This is a genomic window from Pseudomonas sp. ADAK13 (assembly GCF_012935715.1).
GTDB lineage: Bacteria > Pseudomonadota > Gammaproteobacteria > Pseudomonadales > Pseudomonadaceae > Aquipseudomonas.
Map to the genome: position 1 here is coordinate 2796561 of NZ_CP052860.1, position 15680 is coordinate 2812240.

Consider the following 15680-nt stretch of genomic DNA (forward strand, 5'->3'; position numbering starts at 1 on the left):
TAGGGGAGCGGGGGATTGAGTTCGATTCTGGTAGGCCATCACCGAGTCGGCAAGGCCTGAATGCGCGAATGTCCGGGACACCTATGAACAGGTCGTTTTCGGGCCATTTATGAACGCGCGGAATGTGCACACTGGAACCCAGCAAGCAGCTTGAAGGTTTGGTCACCCTCGGGATGCACCGCTCACACAAAGCACTCTGCCCCGATCCTGTCACGGCTGGATCGGGGCTTTTTTTGGCTGGGATTTGTGGGGTTGCAACTGGCCTCATCGCAGGCAAGCCAGCTCCCACATTTTGATTTGTGAATACCTTCAAATGTGGGAGCTGGCTTGCCTGCGATGGCGGTCTACCTTTGCAACACCAATATCCGGGACAACAACTCATCCCGATCGATATAGCAGCCCTGGAAATGCCGCGCGCCGGACGCCGGATCAAACGCATTGCGCGCATGCAGGGTCCGGCGATTATCAAAGCACCACAGCTCGCCCGGATTCAGACGCTTGACCAACCGAAAACGCTCTTCCCGGGTCATCGCAATAAACCGGCGATAGGCGCGATACAGCAACGGCATCTGCGCGGCTGGCGCTTCAAACGGCCCGCGCAGAAAGTTGGCCATGCGAATCTCGGCGACCTCTCCCAATGCATCCAACGCGATGATCGGCGCCAGCCGGCGATAGTCGCTGTGACGGTCCTTGTTGCGGAACTCTACCGGGATCTCGCACAGCGCGTGAAAGGCTTCGGGGTCTTCATCGCGCAAGGCTCGGGCAATGGCGAAACCGTCGACAAAAATACTCTCGCCACCGTCGGCGTCGTTCACCAGGCAGTGCAAGAATTGCAGCCCGGGTTGCAGCTCTCGCGTCGGCAAATCACTGTGCAGCGGCAGGTTGAATGCGGTGTAGGCGTTACTGTCGGCATCGGCCTTGGATTGCACGTTGAACAGCACGCCGAAATTGCTCTCGCGGATGAACGAAATGCGCTTGGCGATCAGCGCCAGTGAGCCAGGTTCGGTGGGCACGCCGCGCACTTGGGTGAGGCCGCTGTCACGCAAAGCCAGCAGCCATTGCAGCAGGGCTTTCGGGTCTTCCATCAGCGCCGAGTAGTCGAATACGGGCAGCTCGAACGTACGGTCCCACAGCAGGGATTTCGGTTTGGCAGCCCGGCGTTCGGCGCGGGACTCATCGTCGTAGGCGTGCGCCCGCAACCACCCGGGATCGTATTGGCTGCGATGCCCGCCGCTCCATTCCACCGTCAGAAAACCCTGGTCGATACACGCACTGAGGGCCGTGAGGTTTTCGTCCACATCGACGATTTCCAGCACTTGTTCACGGGTCACGCTGTAGACGCAAACAGGGCACGGGCAGTTGTCCCGCAGCCACGGGTGATGGAACGGACTGACCCGCCCATCGGCCCATCGCACGCTGAGGTGATCGCCGTGCACCTGCACGTCGGCCAGGTCACTGATCAGCGGGTAAGTACGGAAGTCGGCAACAGCGGCGGCGGTTTGCATGGCGATTCCTTATTTTTGGGATGGCAGTCCAATCACGCGGCCGAGCAGGGCGGGCTTCGGCAGGTCGGTTTGTTCGGCGCTGATGCTTGCAAGTTTGCCCAGCACCGCGTCACTGAATGGCGCCGAGTGCGGGCCGGCGAGGTCGACGTGGAGCAGCATTTGCTCGTTGCCGGCCAACTCCTTCTCGTCGCCCACCCGATGCAGGCTGTGATAGAGGTGCAGGCGTTTGCGGTCGTGGGCGATGAGCTGGGTGTGCACCTCGACGTCGGCGCCCAGCTTCACTTCGTGCAAGTAGTTGAGGTGCAGTTCCAGGGTGAACAGCGAGTTACCGCTGGCTTCGCGGTTTTCGCTGTCCAGGCCCAGGGTGTCCATCAGCGCATCGGTGGCGTAGCTGAAGATCAGCAGGTAGAACGCATCGCGCAGGTGGCCGTTGTAGTCGACCCACTCGGGGAGGACTTTGGTGGTGTAGGTGGTGAGTGCGGGCATGTCATGGGTTCCGGGTATGTACTCGGTCAAATGTGGGAGCTGGCTTGCCTGCGATGACGGTGCAAGATTCGCCACCGCCATCGCAGGCAAGCCAGCTCCCACAGGAAATCAACAGCCGTTATTCGGCGAAAGTCATGCCGTGTTTTTCCTTGGTGGTCTTCACCGCCTCCAGCACCGCCAGCAGGCAATCATCACGATAGCGCTCCAGCGCCGAAATGCTGTGTTTGCCCAACTGATCGCTGGTGCCGTCCACCACATCGTCGATCAACTTGTCGGTCAATTCCGGTGCCGGCAAATAGGTCCACGGCAACTGCAAGGCCGGGCCGAACTGCGCCATGAAGTGCCGCATGCCGGCATCGCCGCCTGCCAGCGTATAGGTCAAGAACGTGCCCATGAATGACCAGCGCAGACCGGCGCCAAAGCGAATCGCATCGTCGATCTCGCCGGTGGTTGCCACCCCGTCGTTGACCAGGTGCAACGCCTCACGCCACAAGGCTTCCAGCAAGCGATCGGCGATAAAACCGGGCACCTCTTTGCGCACGTGCAAAGGGCGCATGCCGAGGGATTCGTACACCTTGATCGCCGCCTGAATGGCTTCGGGTGCAGTGTTTTTACCGCCTACCACTTCCACCAGCGGCAACAGGTAAACCGGGTTGAACGGGTGACCCACCACGCAGCGTTCCGGGTGCGTGGAGCCTTCATAAAACTCACTCGGCAACAGCCCCGACGTACTCGAACCAATCAACGCATTCGGCTTGGCTGCCGCGCTGATCTTACTGTGCAATTCCAGCTTCAACTCCAGGCGTTCCGGGGCGCTTTCCTGGATGAAGTCGGCGTCTTTCACGCACTCTTCAATTGTGGCCACAAAGCGCAGACGGTCTTGCGATGCGCCGGGTGCCAGGCCTTGTTTTTCCAGGGCGCCCCAGGCATTGGCGACACGTTTGCGCAGGGCCCCTTCGGCGCCGGGCGCCGGGTCCCAGGCCACCACATCCAGGCCGTGGGCCAGGGCGCGGGACACCCAGCCGCTGCCGATAACACCGCTGCCCAGCGCTGCGAAGGTTTTGATTTCAGTGATAAAGCTCATGGCAAATTCCTAAAGAGTTCGGTGATCAATGTGGGAGCTGGCTTGCCTGCGATAGCGGTGTGTCAGCAGCTGTATTCGGTGCAGGTGTGCCGCAATCGCGGGCAAGCCCGGCTCCCACAAGGTTCGGTGCTGTTCGGAACAGTCAGCCGCGCTTGGTCAAACCCATCTTGATCCGGCCTTCGGCAGGGGTCATGACCCGTGCACCGAGGCGGCTGAGGATTTCGCTGGCGCGTTCCACCAGTTGGCCGTTGGTGGCCAGTACGCCCTTGTCCAGCCACAGGTTGTCTTCCAGGCCGACCCGCACGTTGCCGCCCAGCAGCACCGCTTGCGCCGCCATTGGCATCTGCATGCGCCCAATCCCGAAGCCGGCCCACACCGCATCAGCCGGCAGGTTGTCGACCATGGCCTTCATGGTGGTGGTGTCGGCCGGCGCGCCCCATGGGATGCCCAGGCACAGCTGGAACAGCGGGTTGTCGAGCAAGCCTTCCTTGATCATCTGCTTGGCGAACCACAGGTGACCCGTGTCGAAAATTTCCAGCTCGGCTTTAACGCCCAGCTCCTGGATACGCTTGGCGCCCGCCCGCAGCTGGGCCGGGGTGGAGACGTAAATGGTGTCGCCATCGCCGAAGTTCAGGGTGCCGCAATCGAGGGTGCAGATTTCCGGCAACAGTTCTTCCACATGGGCCAGGCGGGTCAACGGGCCGACCAGATCGGTGTTGGGGCCGAACTCCATGGGGTTCTCGCCGCCACCGATTTCCAGGTCGCCACCCATGCCGGCGGTGAGGTTGACGATGATGTCGACGTCCGCCTCGCGGATGCGCTCCATCACTTCGCGGTACAGCGCCACGTCGCGGCTGAACTTGCCGGTTTGGGGGTCACGTACGTGGCAATGCACCACGGTGGCACCGGCCTTGGCTGCTTCCACCGCAGCGGCAGCGATTTGTTTGGGAGTGACCGGCACGTGAGGGCTTCTGGCGGTCGTGTCGCCAGCACCGGTGAGTGCGCAGGTGATGATGACGTCGTGGTTCATGAGGCAGGTTCCTTACAGGCGTGGTGATGCCGTTCGCAGCCGGGAGCGGCTGCGAAACGGTGATTCAGAAAAGGTTATTTGCTGGTCAATTGCAGGTTGGCGGCGGCCGGTTTGCCGTCAAAGGTGGTCACGCCTTCCAGCCAGCGCTGCTGGTCTTGCGGGTGATCCTTGAGCCATTGCTTGGCCGATTCGAGAGCGTCCTTGTGATCCAGCAGCGGCTGCATCATTCGGCTCTCGTCGGCGGCGGTGAAGGTCAGGTTGCTGAGCAGCTTGTGCACGTTGGGGCATTGCTCGGCGTAGGTCGGCGAAGTGACCGACCACACGGTGGCCATGCCTTCGTTCGGGCCCAGGGCGTCATCGCTGCCGGTGAGGTAAGTCATGGCCACATTGACGTTCATCGGGTGCGGCGCCCAGCCGAAGAACACCACGGCTTCCTTGCGGCGCACGGCGCGGTCGACGGCGGCGAGCATGCCGGCCTCGCTGGATTCCACCAGCTGGAATTTGCCGAGGCCAAATTGATTCTTGGCGATCATCGCCTTGATCTGGGTGTTGGCTCCCGAGCCCGGTTCGATGCCGTAGATCTTGCCACCCAGTTCCTTTTCAAACCTGGCGATGTCGGCGAAGGTTTTCAGGCCCTTGTCAGCCAGGTAAGTCGGCACCGCCAAGGTCGCGCGGGCGTCTTCCAGCGACGGCTTGTCGAGCACCTTGACCTGCTTGGCGTCGACAAACGGGGTGATGGTCTGGGTCATCAACGGGTTCCAGTAGCCCAGGAACAGGTCCAGGCGCTGGTCGCGGATCCCGGCAAAGATGATTTGCTGGGAGGCGCTGGTTTGTTTGGTCTTGTAGCCGAGGCCGTCGAGCAACACTTGAGTCATGGCGCTGGTCGCGATTACGTCGGTCCAGTTCACCACGCCCATGCGCACGTTCTGGCAAGAAGCCGCATCGGCTGCCATGACGTTAGTGCTCAAAATGGCGCTGGCGCTGAGTGCGAGCACGCAGCGGCTGATCAGTCGGTTCATGGTGGTTCCCTCGGCAGGTTGTTATTGTGGGTTCCGGCGTCTTTGTGCGCCGTGCAGCCAAGTTACGCAGCTTCAGAGGCGACAAAACGCACGGCGGCGACCAGCTCTTGCACTGCAGCGACCTGCCCCCTTGAATGACCGATTGAACTGGCGAATCACAGTGACCACGCTGTCCGTCCTACGAGAGCGCTCCATGTCCCAGGATTTCTACTTTCTGCTGATGCCGGGTTTCTCCGCCATTGGCTTTATCTCCGCGATCGAACCGCTGCGGGTTGCCAATCGCTTTCGTGGCGAACTGTACCGCTGGCACGTCTTGAGCGCCGACGGCGGCGCGGTGCTGGCGAGCAACGGCATGTCGGTCAACGCCGACGCCGCCCTGGAGCCATTGAAGAAGGGCGCGACCCTATTGGTGGTGGCCGGCTTCGAACCGCTAAAGTTCGCCACGCCGGCCCTGGAACACTGGCTGCGCCGCCTTGACCACGACGGGGTGACCCTGGGCGCCATCGACACCGGCGCCTGCGTGCTCGCCGAAGCGGGCCTGCTCGACGGCCACCGCCTGACCCTGCACTGGGAAGCCATCGACGCCTTCAAGGAATCTTATCCACAGCTGACGGTGACCCAGGAGCTGTTCGAGATCGATCGACGGCGCATCACCTCGGCGGGCGGCACCGCGTCCATCGACCTGATGCTCGACCTGATCAGCCAGGCCCATGGGCCGGAGTTGGCGATCCAGGTGTCCGAACAGTTTGTGCTCGGCCGCATCCGCCCGCGCAAAGACCACCAACGCATGCAGATCGCCACGCGCTACGGCATCAACAACAAGAAGCTGGTGCAGGTGATTGGCGAGATGGAGCAGCACACCGAACCGCCGCTGAGCACACTGGCACTGGCGGAGACGATCAAGGTGACGCGGCGGCAATTGGAGCGGCTGTTTCGGCTGCACCTGAACGACACACCGAGCAATTTCTACCTCGGCTTGCGGCTGGAGAAGGCGCGGCAATTGTTGCGCCAGAGCGACATGAGTGTGCTGGAGGTGAGCATCGCCTGCGGGTTTGAGTCGCCGTCGTATTTCACACGCAGTTACCGGGCGAGGTTTGCCAAGTGCCCGCGGGAAGATCGGCGACGGGAAGCGGTGTGAATACCGCTCTTGAGAACAACGCAGATCAAATGTGGGAGCAAGCCCGCTCCCACAGGGGATGTGTGGTGTGGCTTATTTCTTCATCAGTGCCGAGCATGCAGCCTTGTAAGCCTCATGCTGATACTTGTTCAGCGTCGCCGGCAGGGCAAAGTCGTGTTTCTTGCTCTGCGCGTTGATGGTCTGCGGCGACAGCAGCGTCACTTCAACGCCTTCCAGCAACTGAAACACCCCTTCAATCTTGAACGTGGTCGGGCCACCGGCGAATTCGCCTTTCTTGCTGCGCTTCTTGATGGCGATGCGGGTGATCGCGTTGTCCCGCACAAACGCACTCACCTGAGCAGCGAAGGCCTTGACGTTGGCCGCCTCATCATCGTCTTCAAGGGCGATTTTCTTGGTGGCCAGGGCAACGTGGCTCAGTGCCTGGCCGTCCAGCGAGGCGACGGCGATGATGGCTTCACTGCCTTTGATTTCGATGCCGCAGATAGTCATGGGGGCGCCTTGGAAAGTGGAGAGGGCCCGAATGGTATCAGGCCCGAGCCGGTTGGCGCGCTCCGGCCATCAGGCTCAGGCACGCGGCCCCCAGGGCCAATGCAGTCACCAGTGCACCTACCAGCGGCGTGATTTCCAGGCTGCCCTTGGCGATTACCACACCGCCCAGCGCCGCGCCCAAGGCCACGCCCAGGTGCATCGCCGAGGTGTTGATCCCCACATTGGCCTCACCCGATTCGGGTGCGGTGTGCAGCAAATAGTTCTGCACCACCGGCGAGATGGTCCAACTCAAGGCCATCCACAACGCGTACAGCGCCAGGAAACTCGCCAGCGAACCGGTGGCCCATGGCAGCAACGCCATGACCAGGGTGAACAGCGCCGGGATCAACACCAGCGCGCGCTTGAACCCCAGCCGGTCCGACAGCCAGCCGCCGCAATAACCACCGCTGATGGCCGCGATGCCAAAGAACACATAGAGATAACTCAAGGAAACGCCATGGATGCCCATGGTCTGTTGCACGTAAGGCGCCAGGTAGGCGAACAGCACAAAATGCCCGGTCAACAGCAACACCGACACCAGTTGCGCCAACAGCAGCTTGGGAATCACCAGTTGCCTGCAGTAATCACGCAACGAGGTGGGCGGGCGGCTGGCAAACGTCGGCAGGCTCAAGCGCAACAGTGCGGCGATCACCACCGCCAGCAGTGCCAGCAGCAGGAACGGCGCACGCCAACTGAGCGACTCGCTTACGGCAATCCCCAGCGGAATCCCAAGCACCAGCGAACCGCTGATGCCCATGAACACAATGCCGATCGCCCGCCCACGCAAGCGAGCGTCCACCAGCGATGCCGAGAGGGTCGACGCCAGCACCACCACCAACGCACAACTGGCCGCGCTGATGATGCGACAGACCAGCAGCATCCAGTAATTCACCGCCAGCCCGGAGCCCAGGTTGCCCACCGCAAAGGTCAGCAACGCGGCAGTCAGCAGGGAGCGCCGCTCAATGCGCGACGTCAGCGACAGCAGAGGCGCGGCGCACAGGGCAAAGGTCAGGGAAAACACCGCCGTCAGCTGCCCGGCAGCACTCAGGGTGACGCCCAGTTCCCGGGACAACAGCGGCAGAATCCCGCCCACCAGGTTTTCATCGATACCGGCGACGAAGGCGGCGAGGGCAAGGAGGTAGATGCGTGGGTTCATGGGGCGCCGCACAAAAGAAATGGACGGCGATCATGGCGAACGAGCCGCTTGACTGGCAAGTCAACAATCACGGGTTTCGTGGAATTGCCTACGGATTACTCCTGCCCAATCGACTCCAAAAACTCCGACCGCTCATCACTCATCCGCGCCAAACAGTCATTCTGCTGGATCGCATACTCCTTGCTGCCCGCCACCGCCGGGAACGTATCCACGGCGCAATCCGCGTCACGTAACTTTTCCCACTTCTGCTGGGCATCCTTCAGACGAGCGGTAATGTCCGCCAGCTGCGTCTTGTTGCTGCCATAGGTCGAACCCATGCGTTCCAGCAGCCCCTGGTAGTTATCCTTGAGCAGCTGTTCGGCGGTGGTTTTGTTATAGGTGGCGCATTCCAGGGTTTGTTTGTCGTTCTCGATGCCATCGCAAGGCGTGTTGTCGGTGTCTTCGGCCGCGTGCACGCCGGTTGCGATGAGTGCCAAAGCCAGGAAAATCGATTTCATTGCGCCGTCTCATATCAGTTGATGAGCAAATTCTGGCTCAAGCGTAAGACAAAGAACAGATACCCGTCGGAGATGTCATGTTGGCCTTTGTCGCGGATTGACGCTTTCGGCAATTCCCTTGTCGTTTTTGCACCCGGCTCCTTCTGCCCCGGGGCATATGCTGGCCCCAAAGCGCCGGCAGACGATTCGGCGCATGAATCGCCAATAAGGGGACGCCTGATGAGCCCAGCCGAATTGCACGCCGACAGCATCGTTATCGACGGGCTGATCATTGCCAAGTGGAACCGCGACCTGTTCGAAGACATGCGCAAGGGTGGCCTTACCGCTGCCAACTGCACCGTGTCGGTATGGGAAGGGTTCCAGGCCACCATTAACAACATCGTGGCCAGCCAGACCCTGATCCGCGAGAACAGCGACCTGGTGATCCCGGTGAAAACCACCGCCGATATCCGTCGCGCCAAGGAACAGGGCAAGACCGGCATCATTTTCGGCTTCCAGAACGCCCATGCGTTTGAAGACCAGCTCGGCTACGTCGAGATCTTCAAGCAGCTCGGGGTTGGCGTGGTGCAGATGTGCTACAACACCCAGAACCTGGTGGGCACCGGCTGCTACGAGCGCGACGGCGGCCTGTCGGGCTTCGGTCGCGAGATCGTCGCCGAGATGAACCGCGTCGGCATCATGTGCGACCTGTCCCACGTGGGCTCCAAGACCTCCGAAGAAGTCATCCTCGAATCGAAAAAGCCGGTGTGCTACTCCCACTGCCTGCCGTCGGGCCTCAAAGAGCACCCGCGCAACAAGTCCGATGAAGAACTGAAGTTCATCGCCGACCACGGTGGTTTTGTCGGCGTGACCATGTTCGCGCCGTTCCTGGCCAAGGGCATCGATTCGACCATCGACGACTACGCCGAAGCCATCGAATACACCATGAACATCGTGGGCGAAGACGCCATCGGCATCGGCACCGACTTCACCCAGGGCCATGGCCAGGATTTCTTTGAAATGCTGACCCACGACAAGGGCTACGCCCGCCGCCTGACCAGCTTCGGCAAGATCATCAACCCGCTGGGCATCCGCACCGTGGGCGAGTTCCCCAACCTCACCGAGACCCTGCTCAAGCGCGGCCATCCTGAGCGCGTGGTGCGCAAGATCATGGGCGAAAACTGGGTCAACGTCCTGAAGGACGTCTGGGGCGAATAAGCCACCGCATCTTCTGAATCCTTTCCCGCTGCCGTCCGCGCAGCGGGCAATAAACCGAATTGTTTGGAGTTAAGTTTCCATGGCCAAGATCGCCCCTCAATTGCCTATCGAAGTCGACAGCGAAACCGGTGTCTGGACCTCCGACGCCCTGCCGATGCTGTACGTGCCGCGCCATTTCTTCGTCAACAACCACATGGGTATCGAAGAAGTCCTGGGGGCCGACGCCTACGCCGAAATCCTCTACAAGGCCGGTTACAAATCCGCCTGGCACTGGTGTGAAAAAGAAGCTGAATGCCACGGCCTGGAAGGCGTCGCGGTGTTCGAGCACTACATGAAGCGCCTGTCGCAACGCGGCTGGGGCCTGTTCAAGATCCAGGACATCGACCTCGACAAAGGCACCGCCAGCGTCAAGCTCGAACACTCGGCATTCGTGTATGTGTACGGCAAGGTCGGGCGCAAGGTCGACTACATGTTCACCGGCTGGTTTGCCGGCGCGATGGATCAGATCCTCGAAGCCCGCGGCAGCAAAATCCGCACCGTGGCCGAGCAAGTCTACGGCGGCTCCGAAGAGGGCCACGACGACGGCCTGTTCACCGTCAAGCCGTTGTAAGTCGAGGACCCTGCCATGGCTTTCGAAGCAATGTTTGCGCCGATCCAGATCGGCAAACTGACCATCCGCAACCGCGTGCTCAGTACCGCCCACGCCGAGGTGTATGCCACCGACGGCGGCATGACCACCGACCGCTATGTGAAGTATTACGAAGAGAAAGCCAAGGGCGGGATCGGCCTGGCGATCTGCGGCGGTTCTTCCAGTGTCGCCATCGACAGCCCCCAAGGCTGGTGGAAATCGGTGAACCTGGCGGATGACCGGATCATCCCGCACTTCCAGAACCTGGCCGATGCCATGCACAAGCATGGCGCCAAGATCATGATCCAGATTACCCACATGGGCCGTCGTTCGCGCTGGGATGGCGAGCATTGGCCCACGTTGCTGTCGCCGTCGGGCATCCGCGAGCCGGTGCACCGTGCGACCTGCAAAACCATCGAGCCGGAGGAAATCTGGCGGGTGATCGGCAACTACGCCACTGCGGCGGCACGCGCCAAGGCCGGTGGCCTGGACGGCGTGGAACTGTCGGCGGTGCACCAGCACATGATCGACCAGTTCTGGAGCCCACGGGTTAACAAACGTACTGACGAGTGGGGCGGCAGCTTCGAAAACCGCATGCGTTTCGGCCTTGAAGTATTGAAGGCGGTGCGCAAGGAAGTCGGCCCGGATTTCTGCGTGGGCATCCGTTTGTGCGGCGATGAATTCCACCCGGACGGCTTGTCCCACGAGGACATGAAACAGATCGCCAAGTACTACGACGACACCGGCATGCTGGACTTTATCGGCGTGGTCGGCTCGGGCTGTGATACCCACAACACCCTGGCCAACGTCATCCCGAACATGAGTTATCCACCGGAGCCCTTCCTGCACTTGGCGGCCGGGATCAAGGAAGTGGTCAAGGCCCCGGTGCTGCACGCGCAGAATATCAAGGACCCGAACCAGGCGACCCGTATTCTGGAAGGCGGCTACGTGGACATGGTCGGCATGACCCGCGCCCACATCGCCGACCCGCACCTGATCGCCAAGATCAAGATGGGCCAGATCGACCAGATCAAACAGTGCGTCGGCGCCAACTACTGCATCGACCGGCAGTACCAGGGCCTGGACGTGCTGTGCATCCAGAACGCCGCCACCTCCCGTGAATACATGGGCGTGCCGCACATCATCGAGAAATCCGCCGGGCCTAAACGCAAAGTCGTGGTGGTGGGTGCCGGCCCGGCCGGGATGGAAGCGGCACGGGTGGCCGCCGAACGGGGCCACGACGTGACGCTGTTCGAGAAGAAAGAATTTATCGGCGGCCAAATTACCACCGCTTCCAAGGCCCCGCAGCGCGACCAGATTGCCGGGATCACCCGCTGGTTCCAGCTGGAACTGGCACGCCTGAACGTCGACCTGCGCCTGGGCGTGGCGGCGGACGCGGCGACCATCCTCGACCTGCGTCCGGACGTGGTGGTGCTGGCGGTGGGCGGTCATCCGTTCCTGGAGCAGAACGAACACTGGGGCGCGGCGGAAGGCCTGGTGGTCAGCAGCTGGGATGTGCTCGACGGCAAGGTTGCACCGGGCAAGAACGTGCTGGTGTACGACACCATTTGCGAGTTCACCGGCATGTCGGTGGCGGACTTCCTCGCGGACAAGGGCAGCCAGGTCGAGATCGTCACCGACGACATCAAGCCGGGCGTGGCCATCGGCGGTACATCGTTCCCGACGTACTACCGCAGCATGTACCCCAAGGAAGTGATCATGACCGGCGACATGATGCTGGAAAAGGTCTACCGCGAGGGCGACAAGCTGGTGGCGGTGCTGGAGAACGAATACACCGGGGCCAAAGAGGAACGGGTGGTCGATCAAGTGGTGGTCGAGAACGGCGTGCGTCCTGACGAAGAGATCTATTACGGGCTCAAGGAAGGCTCGCGCAACAAGGGCCAGATGGACATCGAAGCCCTGTTCGCGATCAAGCCGCAACCGTGCCTGAGCGAGCCGGGCGAGGGGTACTTGCTGTTCCGCATTGGTGACTGTGTGGCCCAGCGTAATACCCACGCCGCCATCTACGACGCCCTGCGCCTGTGCAAGGATTTCTGACCCAACACCGAACCAATGTGGAAACCGATCAATGTGGGAGCCGGCTTTTCTGTGGGAGCCGGGCTTGCCCGCGATGCAGGCGGCTCGGTTTCAAGTGAAACCGAGTTGTTGCCATCGCAGGCAAGCCAGCTCCCACATTGAGCCGGTTTCCATACAAGACCTGTGTGGTCTTTGGGAGCTTCACCATGTTGAACACCCTGCTTCCCATCCTGCTCTTTGCTGCCTTGGGCCTTGCGGTCCTCGGCGCGCTGCGCCGGGTGAACATGTGGCGCCGCGGCCGGTCCTCCAAGGTCGACCTGCTCGGCGGCCTTTTGGCCATGCCCAAGCGCTACATGGTCGACTTGCACCACGTGGTCGCCCGCGACAAATACATCGCCAACACCCACGTCGCCACCGCCCTGGGCTTTGTGCTTTCGGCGCTGCTGGCGATCCTGGTGCATGGTTTCGGCCTGCATAACCGCATCCTCGGCTACGCGTTGCTGCTGGCCTCGGTATTGATGTTTGTCGGCGCCACCTTCGTTTACCTGCGTCGTCGCAACCCGCCTGCGCGCCTGTCGAAAGGCCCGTGGATGCGCCTGCCGAAAAGCCTGATGGCGTTCTCGGTGAGCTTCTTCCTGGTGACCTTGCCGGTGGCCGGGATTCTGCCTGCCGACTTCGGCGGCTGGCTGCTCGCCGCCTTGCTCAGCCTGGGCGTGCTGTGGGGCGTGTCCGAAATGTTCTTCGGCATGACCTGGGGCGGCCCGATGAAGCACGCCTTCGCGGGTGCCTTGCACCTGGCCTGGCACCGCCGCGCCGAACGCTTCGGTGGTGGCCGTTCCACCGGTTTGAAGCCCCTGAATCTCGCCGATAAGACCGCGCCCCTCGGCGTGGAAAAGCCGGTGGATTTCACCTGGAACCAACTGCTCGGCTTCGACGCCTGCGTGCAGTGCGGCAAGTGCGAAGCCGCGTGCCCGGCGTTCGCCGCCGGCCAGCCGCTGAACCCGAAAAAACTGATTCAGGACATGGTCGTCGGCCTGGCCGGTGGCACCGATGCCAAGTTCGCTGGCAGTCCCTATCCGGGCAAAGCCATTGGCGAACATGCCGGTAGCCCGCACCAGCCAATCGTCAACGGCCTGGTGGACGCCGAGACCCTGTGGTCGTGCACCACCTGCCGCGCCTGCGTGGAAGAGTGCCCGATGATGATCGAGCACGTGGACGCCATCGTCGACATGCGCCGCCACCTCACCCTGGAGAAAGGCGCGACCCCGAACAAGGGCGCCGAAGTCCTGGAAAACCTGATCGCCACCGACAACCCGGGCGGTTTCGCACCGGGCGGGCGGATGAACTGGGCGGCGGACTTGAACCTGCCATTGCTCAGCGACAAAAAAACCGTCGACGTTCTGTTCTGGGTCGGCGACGGCGCCTTCGACATGCGCAACCAGCGCACCCTGCGCGCCTTCGTCAAAGTGCTGAAAGCGGCCAAGGTCGACTTCGCGGTACTGGGCCTTGAAGAGCGTGACAGCGGTGACGTCGCCCGCCGCCTTGGCGATGAGGCAACGTTCCAGATGTTGGCCTCACGCAATATCCAGACCCTGGCCAAGTACAGCTTCAAGCGCATCGTCACCTGCGACCCTCATAGTTTCCATGTGCTGAAAAACGAATACGGCGCCTTTGACGGCAACTACGTCGTGCAGCACCACAGCACCTACATGGCCGAACTGATCGACGCCGGCGCCCTGAACCTGGGCCAGCACAAAGGCAGCAGCGTGACCTATCACGACCCGTGCTACCTGGGCCGCTACAACGGCGAATACGAAGCGCCGCGCCACGTGCTGCGGGCGCTGGGGATCGAGGTCAAGGAGATGCAACGTTCCGGCTTCCGCTCACGCTGCTGCGGCGGCGGTGGCGGGGCGCCGATCACCGACATTCCCGGCAAGCAACGGATTCCCGACATGCGCATGGAAGACATCCGCGAGACCGGCGCCGAGCTGGTGGCCGTGGGGTGTCCACAGTGCACAGCGATGCTTGAAGGTGTGGTCGAGCCGCGTCCGCTGATCAAGGACATCGCCGAGTTGGTGGCCGACGCCTTGCTCGAAGACGCAGCCCCGGCCAAGACCCCGAAACGCGAACCTGCGCAGGTGCATATATGAGCGATATTATCCGCCGCGACCCACGGGCCGAATGGATCGCCCGCAACCGCCTGCACCCGCTGCACGCGGCGATGCAGCCGGTGCAACACAGCTGGATGGGACCGAACGGCGTCATCCGCAAAAATGTGCATGGTGTCGGTTTTATCGGCCCCAACGGCATCAAGCGTATCGACCGCAGCGGTGCTCAACAGGGTGGCGCGGTCAAGCGTTCTGCGGCAGTGGAAGTGCAGTTGCCGTTGCATCAGGTGGCCGCGCCGGCGTTTTACATCAACGTGGTGCCGGACATGGTCGGCGGCCGTCTGAGCAGCCACGACCGCGACCTGCTGGGCCTGGCCCGGCAGTTGGCCGGCAACGACGGTGCCGTGCTGGCCGTGGTATTCGGCGAGCACAAGGAAAACGCCTTTGCCACTGCTGGTGTGGATCGGCTGCTGGTGCTGGACGGCCACGAGTTCGACGGTTATTCACCGGAGCAACGGGTGCATGGCCTGCGGGCTGTGGATAACCAGTTCAACCCGCGCCACTGGCTGCTGCCGGACAGCCGCAGCGGTGGCGGCGAATTGGGCCGGCGCTTTGCCGCCAGCCTCAAGGAACGCCCGGCCACGCGGGTCTGGCAGATCAAGGGCCAGGAATGTATTGGCCGCGCAGGTGCTGGCCAGCAGGATTTGGCCCGGCCACTGCCACGAATGATCCTGGCCGCGGCGGAGTGCGCGGAGCCCGTCAGTGAAACCCGTCATGAAGTACTGACGGTGGAGTTATCCACCAGCCTGGCCCGCAGCTTGCCGCGCATCGAAGATTTGGGCGCGGTGGCCGTGGACCCGGCAGCGATTCCCATGGCCGAAGCGGAGTTTATTTTCTCTGGCGGCAACGGGGTCAAGGACTGGGCACTGTTCCACCAGACTGCCGCCGCGTTGGGCGCAACAGAAGGCGCCTCTCGGGTGGCGGTGGACGATGGCTTTATGGCGCGTGATCGGCAGGTCGGCGCCAGCGGCACCTGGGTCACCGCACGGGTCTACGTGGCGGTGGGGATTTCCGGGGCGATCCAGCACCTGCAAGGCATTGGTGCCTGCGACAAGGTGGTGGCGATCAACCTCGACCCGGGCTGCGACATGATCAAGCGTGCCGACCTGTCGGTGATCGGCGAAAGCGCCGCGATTCTGCAAGCCTTGATCGTTGCGGTCGAGGCCTACCGCAATGGCGCCAAGCGCGATGCGGCTTAAGGAAATGG

Annotated in this window: 14 protein-coding genes; 6 read left to right on the top strand and 8 right to left on the bottom strand. The window is 62.1% G+C overall.

The window, feature by feature from the left end; translation table 11 throughout:
• Positions 1-344 precede the first annotated feature (344 nt).
• The 5 genes from HKK54_RS12995 to HKK54_RS13015 form a co-directional block, all read right to left on the bottom strand.
• Positions 345-1505, bottom strand: a complete 1161-nt coding sequence (locus HKK54_RS12995; protein ID WP_169386957.1) for a gamma-butyrobetaine dioxygenase — start codon at positions 1503-1505, stop codon at positions 345-347.
• A gap of 9 nt (positions 1506-1514) precedes the next feature.
• Entirely contained in the window at positions 1515-1991 is a 477-nt protein-coding gene (locus HKK54_RS13000; RefSeq protein ID WP_010167537.1) for a thioesterase family protein, read from the bottom strand.
• 118 nt (positions 1992-2109) lie between these two features.
• Entirely contained in the window at positions 2110-3075 is a 966-nt protein-coding gene (locus tag HKK54_RS13005) for an L-carnitine dehydrogenase (protein WP_010167535.1), read from the bottom strand.
• Positions 3076-3217: 142 nt separating this feature from the next.
• Entirely contained in the window at positions 3218-4105 is an 888-nt protein-coding gene (locus tag HKK54_RS13010) for a 3-keto-5-aminohexanoate cleavage protein (protein ID WP_169386958.1), read from the bottom strand.
• Positions 4106-4179: 74 nt separating this feature from the next.
• Positions 4180-5124 carry a choline ABC transporter substrate-binding protein gene (locus tag HKK54_RS13015; RefSeq protein ID WP_010167531.1) on the bottom strand — a complete coding sequence of 315 codons (945 nt, stop codon included), beginning with the start codon at positions 5122-5124 and terminating at the stop codon, positions 4180-4182.
• 193 nt (positions 5125-5317) lie between these two features.
• Here HKK54_RS13015 and HKK54_RS13020 point away from each other — a divergent pair, with 193 nt between their 5' ends.
• Positions 5318-6262 carry a GlxA family transcriptional regulator gene (locus HKK54_RS13020; RefSeq protein ID WP_169386959.1) on the top strand — a complete coding sequence of 315 codons (945 nt, stop codon included), beginning with the start codon at positions 5318-5320 and terminating at the stop codon, positions 6260-6262.
• A gap of 72 nt (positions 6263-6334) precedes the next feature.
• Here the strand turns inward: HKK54_RS13020 and HKK54_RS13025 are convergent, their stop codons facing one another.
• From HKK54_RS13025 to HKK54_RS13035, 3 genes are all read right to left on the bottom strand, one after another.
• Positions 6335-6751 (bottom strand): DUF3010 family protein, encoded by a 417-nt coding sequence (locus tag HKK54_RS13025; protein ID WP_169386960.1) that lies wholly within the window; start codon positions 6749-6751, stop codon positions 6335-6337.
• 37 nt (positions 6752-6788) lie between these two features.
• Positions 6789-7946, bottom strand: a complete 1158-nt coding sequence (locus HKK54_RS13030; protein ID WP_169386961.1) for an MFS transporter — start codon at positions 7944-7946, stop codon at positions 6789-6791.
• A gap of 95 nt (positions 7947-8041) precedes the next feature.
• Positions 8042-8443, bottom strand: a complete 402-nt coding sequence (locus tag HKK54_RS13035) for a lysozyme inhibitor LprI family protein (protein WP_010167522.1) — start codon at positions 8441-8443, stop codon at positions 8042-8044.
• 219 nt (positions 8444-8662) lie between these two features.
• On the opposite strand from HKK54_RS13035, the gene HKK54_RS13040 reads away from it, so the two are divergent.
• The 5 genes from HKK54_RS13040 (at position 8663) to etfA (ending at position 15672) form a co-directional block, all read left to right on the top strand.
• Positions 8663-9640: a dipeptidase gene (locus HKK54_RS13040; RefSeq protein WP_005792153.1), complete on the top strand. Its 978-nt coding sequence runs from the start codon at positions 8663-8665 to the stop codon at positions 9638-9640.
• A gap of 79 nt (positions 9641-9719) precedes the next feature.
• Positions 9720-10250 carry a DUF5943 domain-containing protein gene (locus tag HKK54_RS13045; RefSeq protein ID WP_005792152.1) on the top strand — a complete coding sequence of 177 codons (531 nt, stop codon included), beginning with the start codon at positions 9720-9722 and terminating at the stop codon, positions 10248-10250.
• Between the two features lie 15 nt (positions 10251-10265).
• Positions 10266-12326: a dimethylglycine demethylation protein DgcA gene (gene dgcA / locus HKK54_RS13050; protein ID WP_010167515.1), complete on the top strand. Its 2061-nt coding sequence runs from the start codon at positions 10266-10268 to the stop codon at positions 12324-12326.
• Positions 12327-12511: 185 nt separating this feature from the next.
• Positions 12512-14455, top strand: coding sequence for a dimethylglycine demethylation protein DgcB (gene dgcB, locus HKK54_RS13055; protein ID WP_010167513.1), 1944 nt, complete (start codon positions 12512-12514; stop codon positions 14453-14455).
• Positions 14452-15672: an electron transfer flavoprotein subunit alpha gene (gene etfA / locus HKK54_RS13060; RefSeq protein WP_010167511.1), complete on the top strand. Its 1221-nt coding sequence runs from the start codon at positions 14452-14454 to the stop codon at positions 15670-15672. Before dgcB ends, etfA begins: the two co-directional genes overlap by 4 nt.
• Positions 15673-15680 lie beyond the last annotated feature (8 nt).

Coding starts and splice junctions, on each gene's coding strand:
- HKK54_RS12995 (WP_169386957.1), bottom strand. CDS start 1,505: ATGCAAACCGCCGCCGCTGTTGCCGACTTCCGTACTTACCCGCTGATC.
- HKK54_RS13000 (WP_010167537.1), bottom strand. CDS start 1,991: ATGCCCGCACTCACCACCTACACCACCAAAGTCCTCCCCGAGTGGGTC.
- HKK54_RS13005 (WP_010167535.1), bottom strand. CDS start 3,075: ATGAGCTTTATCACTGAAATCAAAACCTTCGCAGCGCTGGGCAGCGGT.
- HKK54_RS13010 (WP_169386958.1), bottom strand. CDS start 4,105: ATGAACCACGACGTCATCATCACCTGCGCACTCACCGGTGCTGGCGAC.
- HKK54_RS13015 (WP_010167531.1), bottom strand. CDS start 5,124: ATGAACCGACTGATCAGCCGCTGCGTGCTCGCACTCAGCGCCAGCGCC.
- HKK54_RS13020 (WP_169386959.1), top strand. CDS start 5,318: ATGTCCCAGGATTTCTACTTTCTGCTGATGCCGGGTTTCTCCGCCATT.
- HKK54_RS13025 (WP_169386960.1), bottom strand. CDS start 6,751: ATGACTATCTGCGGCATCGAAATCAAAGGCAGTGAAGCCATCATCGCC.
- HKK54_RS13030 (WP_169386961.1), bottom strand. CDS start 7,946: ATGAACCCACGCATCTACCTCCTTGCCCTCGCCGCCTTCGTCGCCGGT.
- HKK54_RS13035 (WP_010167522.1), bottom strand. CDS start 8,443: ATGAAATCGATTTTCCTGGCTTTGGCACTCATCGCAACCGGCGTGCAC.
- HKK54_RS13040 (WP_005792153.1), top strand. CDS start 8,663: ATGAGCCCAGCCGAATTGCACGCCGACAGCATCGTTATCGACGGGCTG.
- HKK54_RS13045 (WP_005792152.1), top strand. CDS start 9,720: ATGGCCAAGATCGCCCCTCAATTGCCTATCGAAGTCGACAGCGAAACC.
- dgcA (WP_010167515.1), top strand. CDS start 10,266: ATGGCTTTCGAAGCAATGTTTGCGCCGATCCAGATCGGCAAACTGACC.
- dgcB (WP_010167513.1), top strand. CDS start 12,512: ATGTTGAACACCCTGCTTCCCATCCTGCTCTTTGCTGCCTTGGGCCTT.
- etfA (WP_010167511.1), top strand. CDS start 14,452: ATGAGCGATATTATCCGCCGCGACCCACGGGCCGAATGGATCGCCCGC.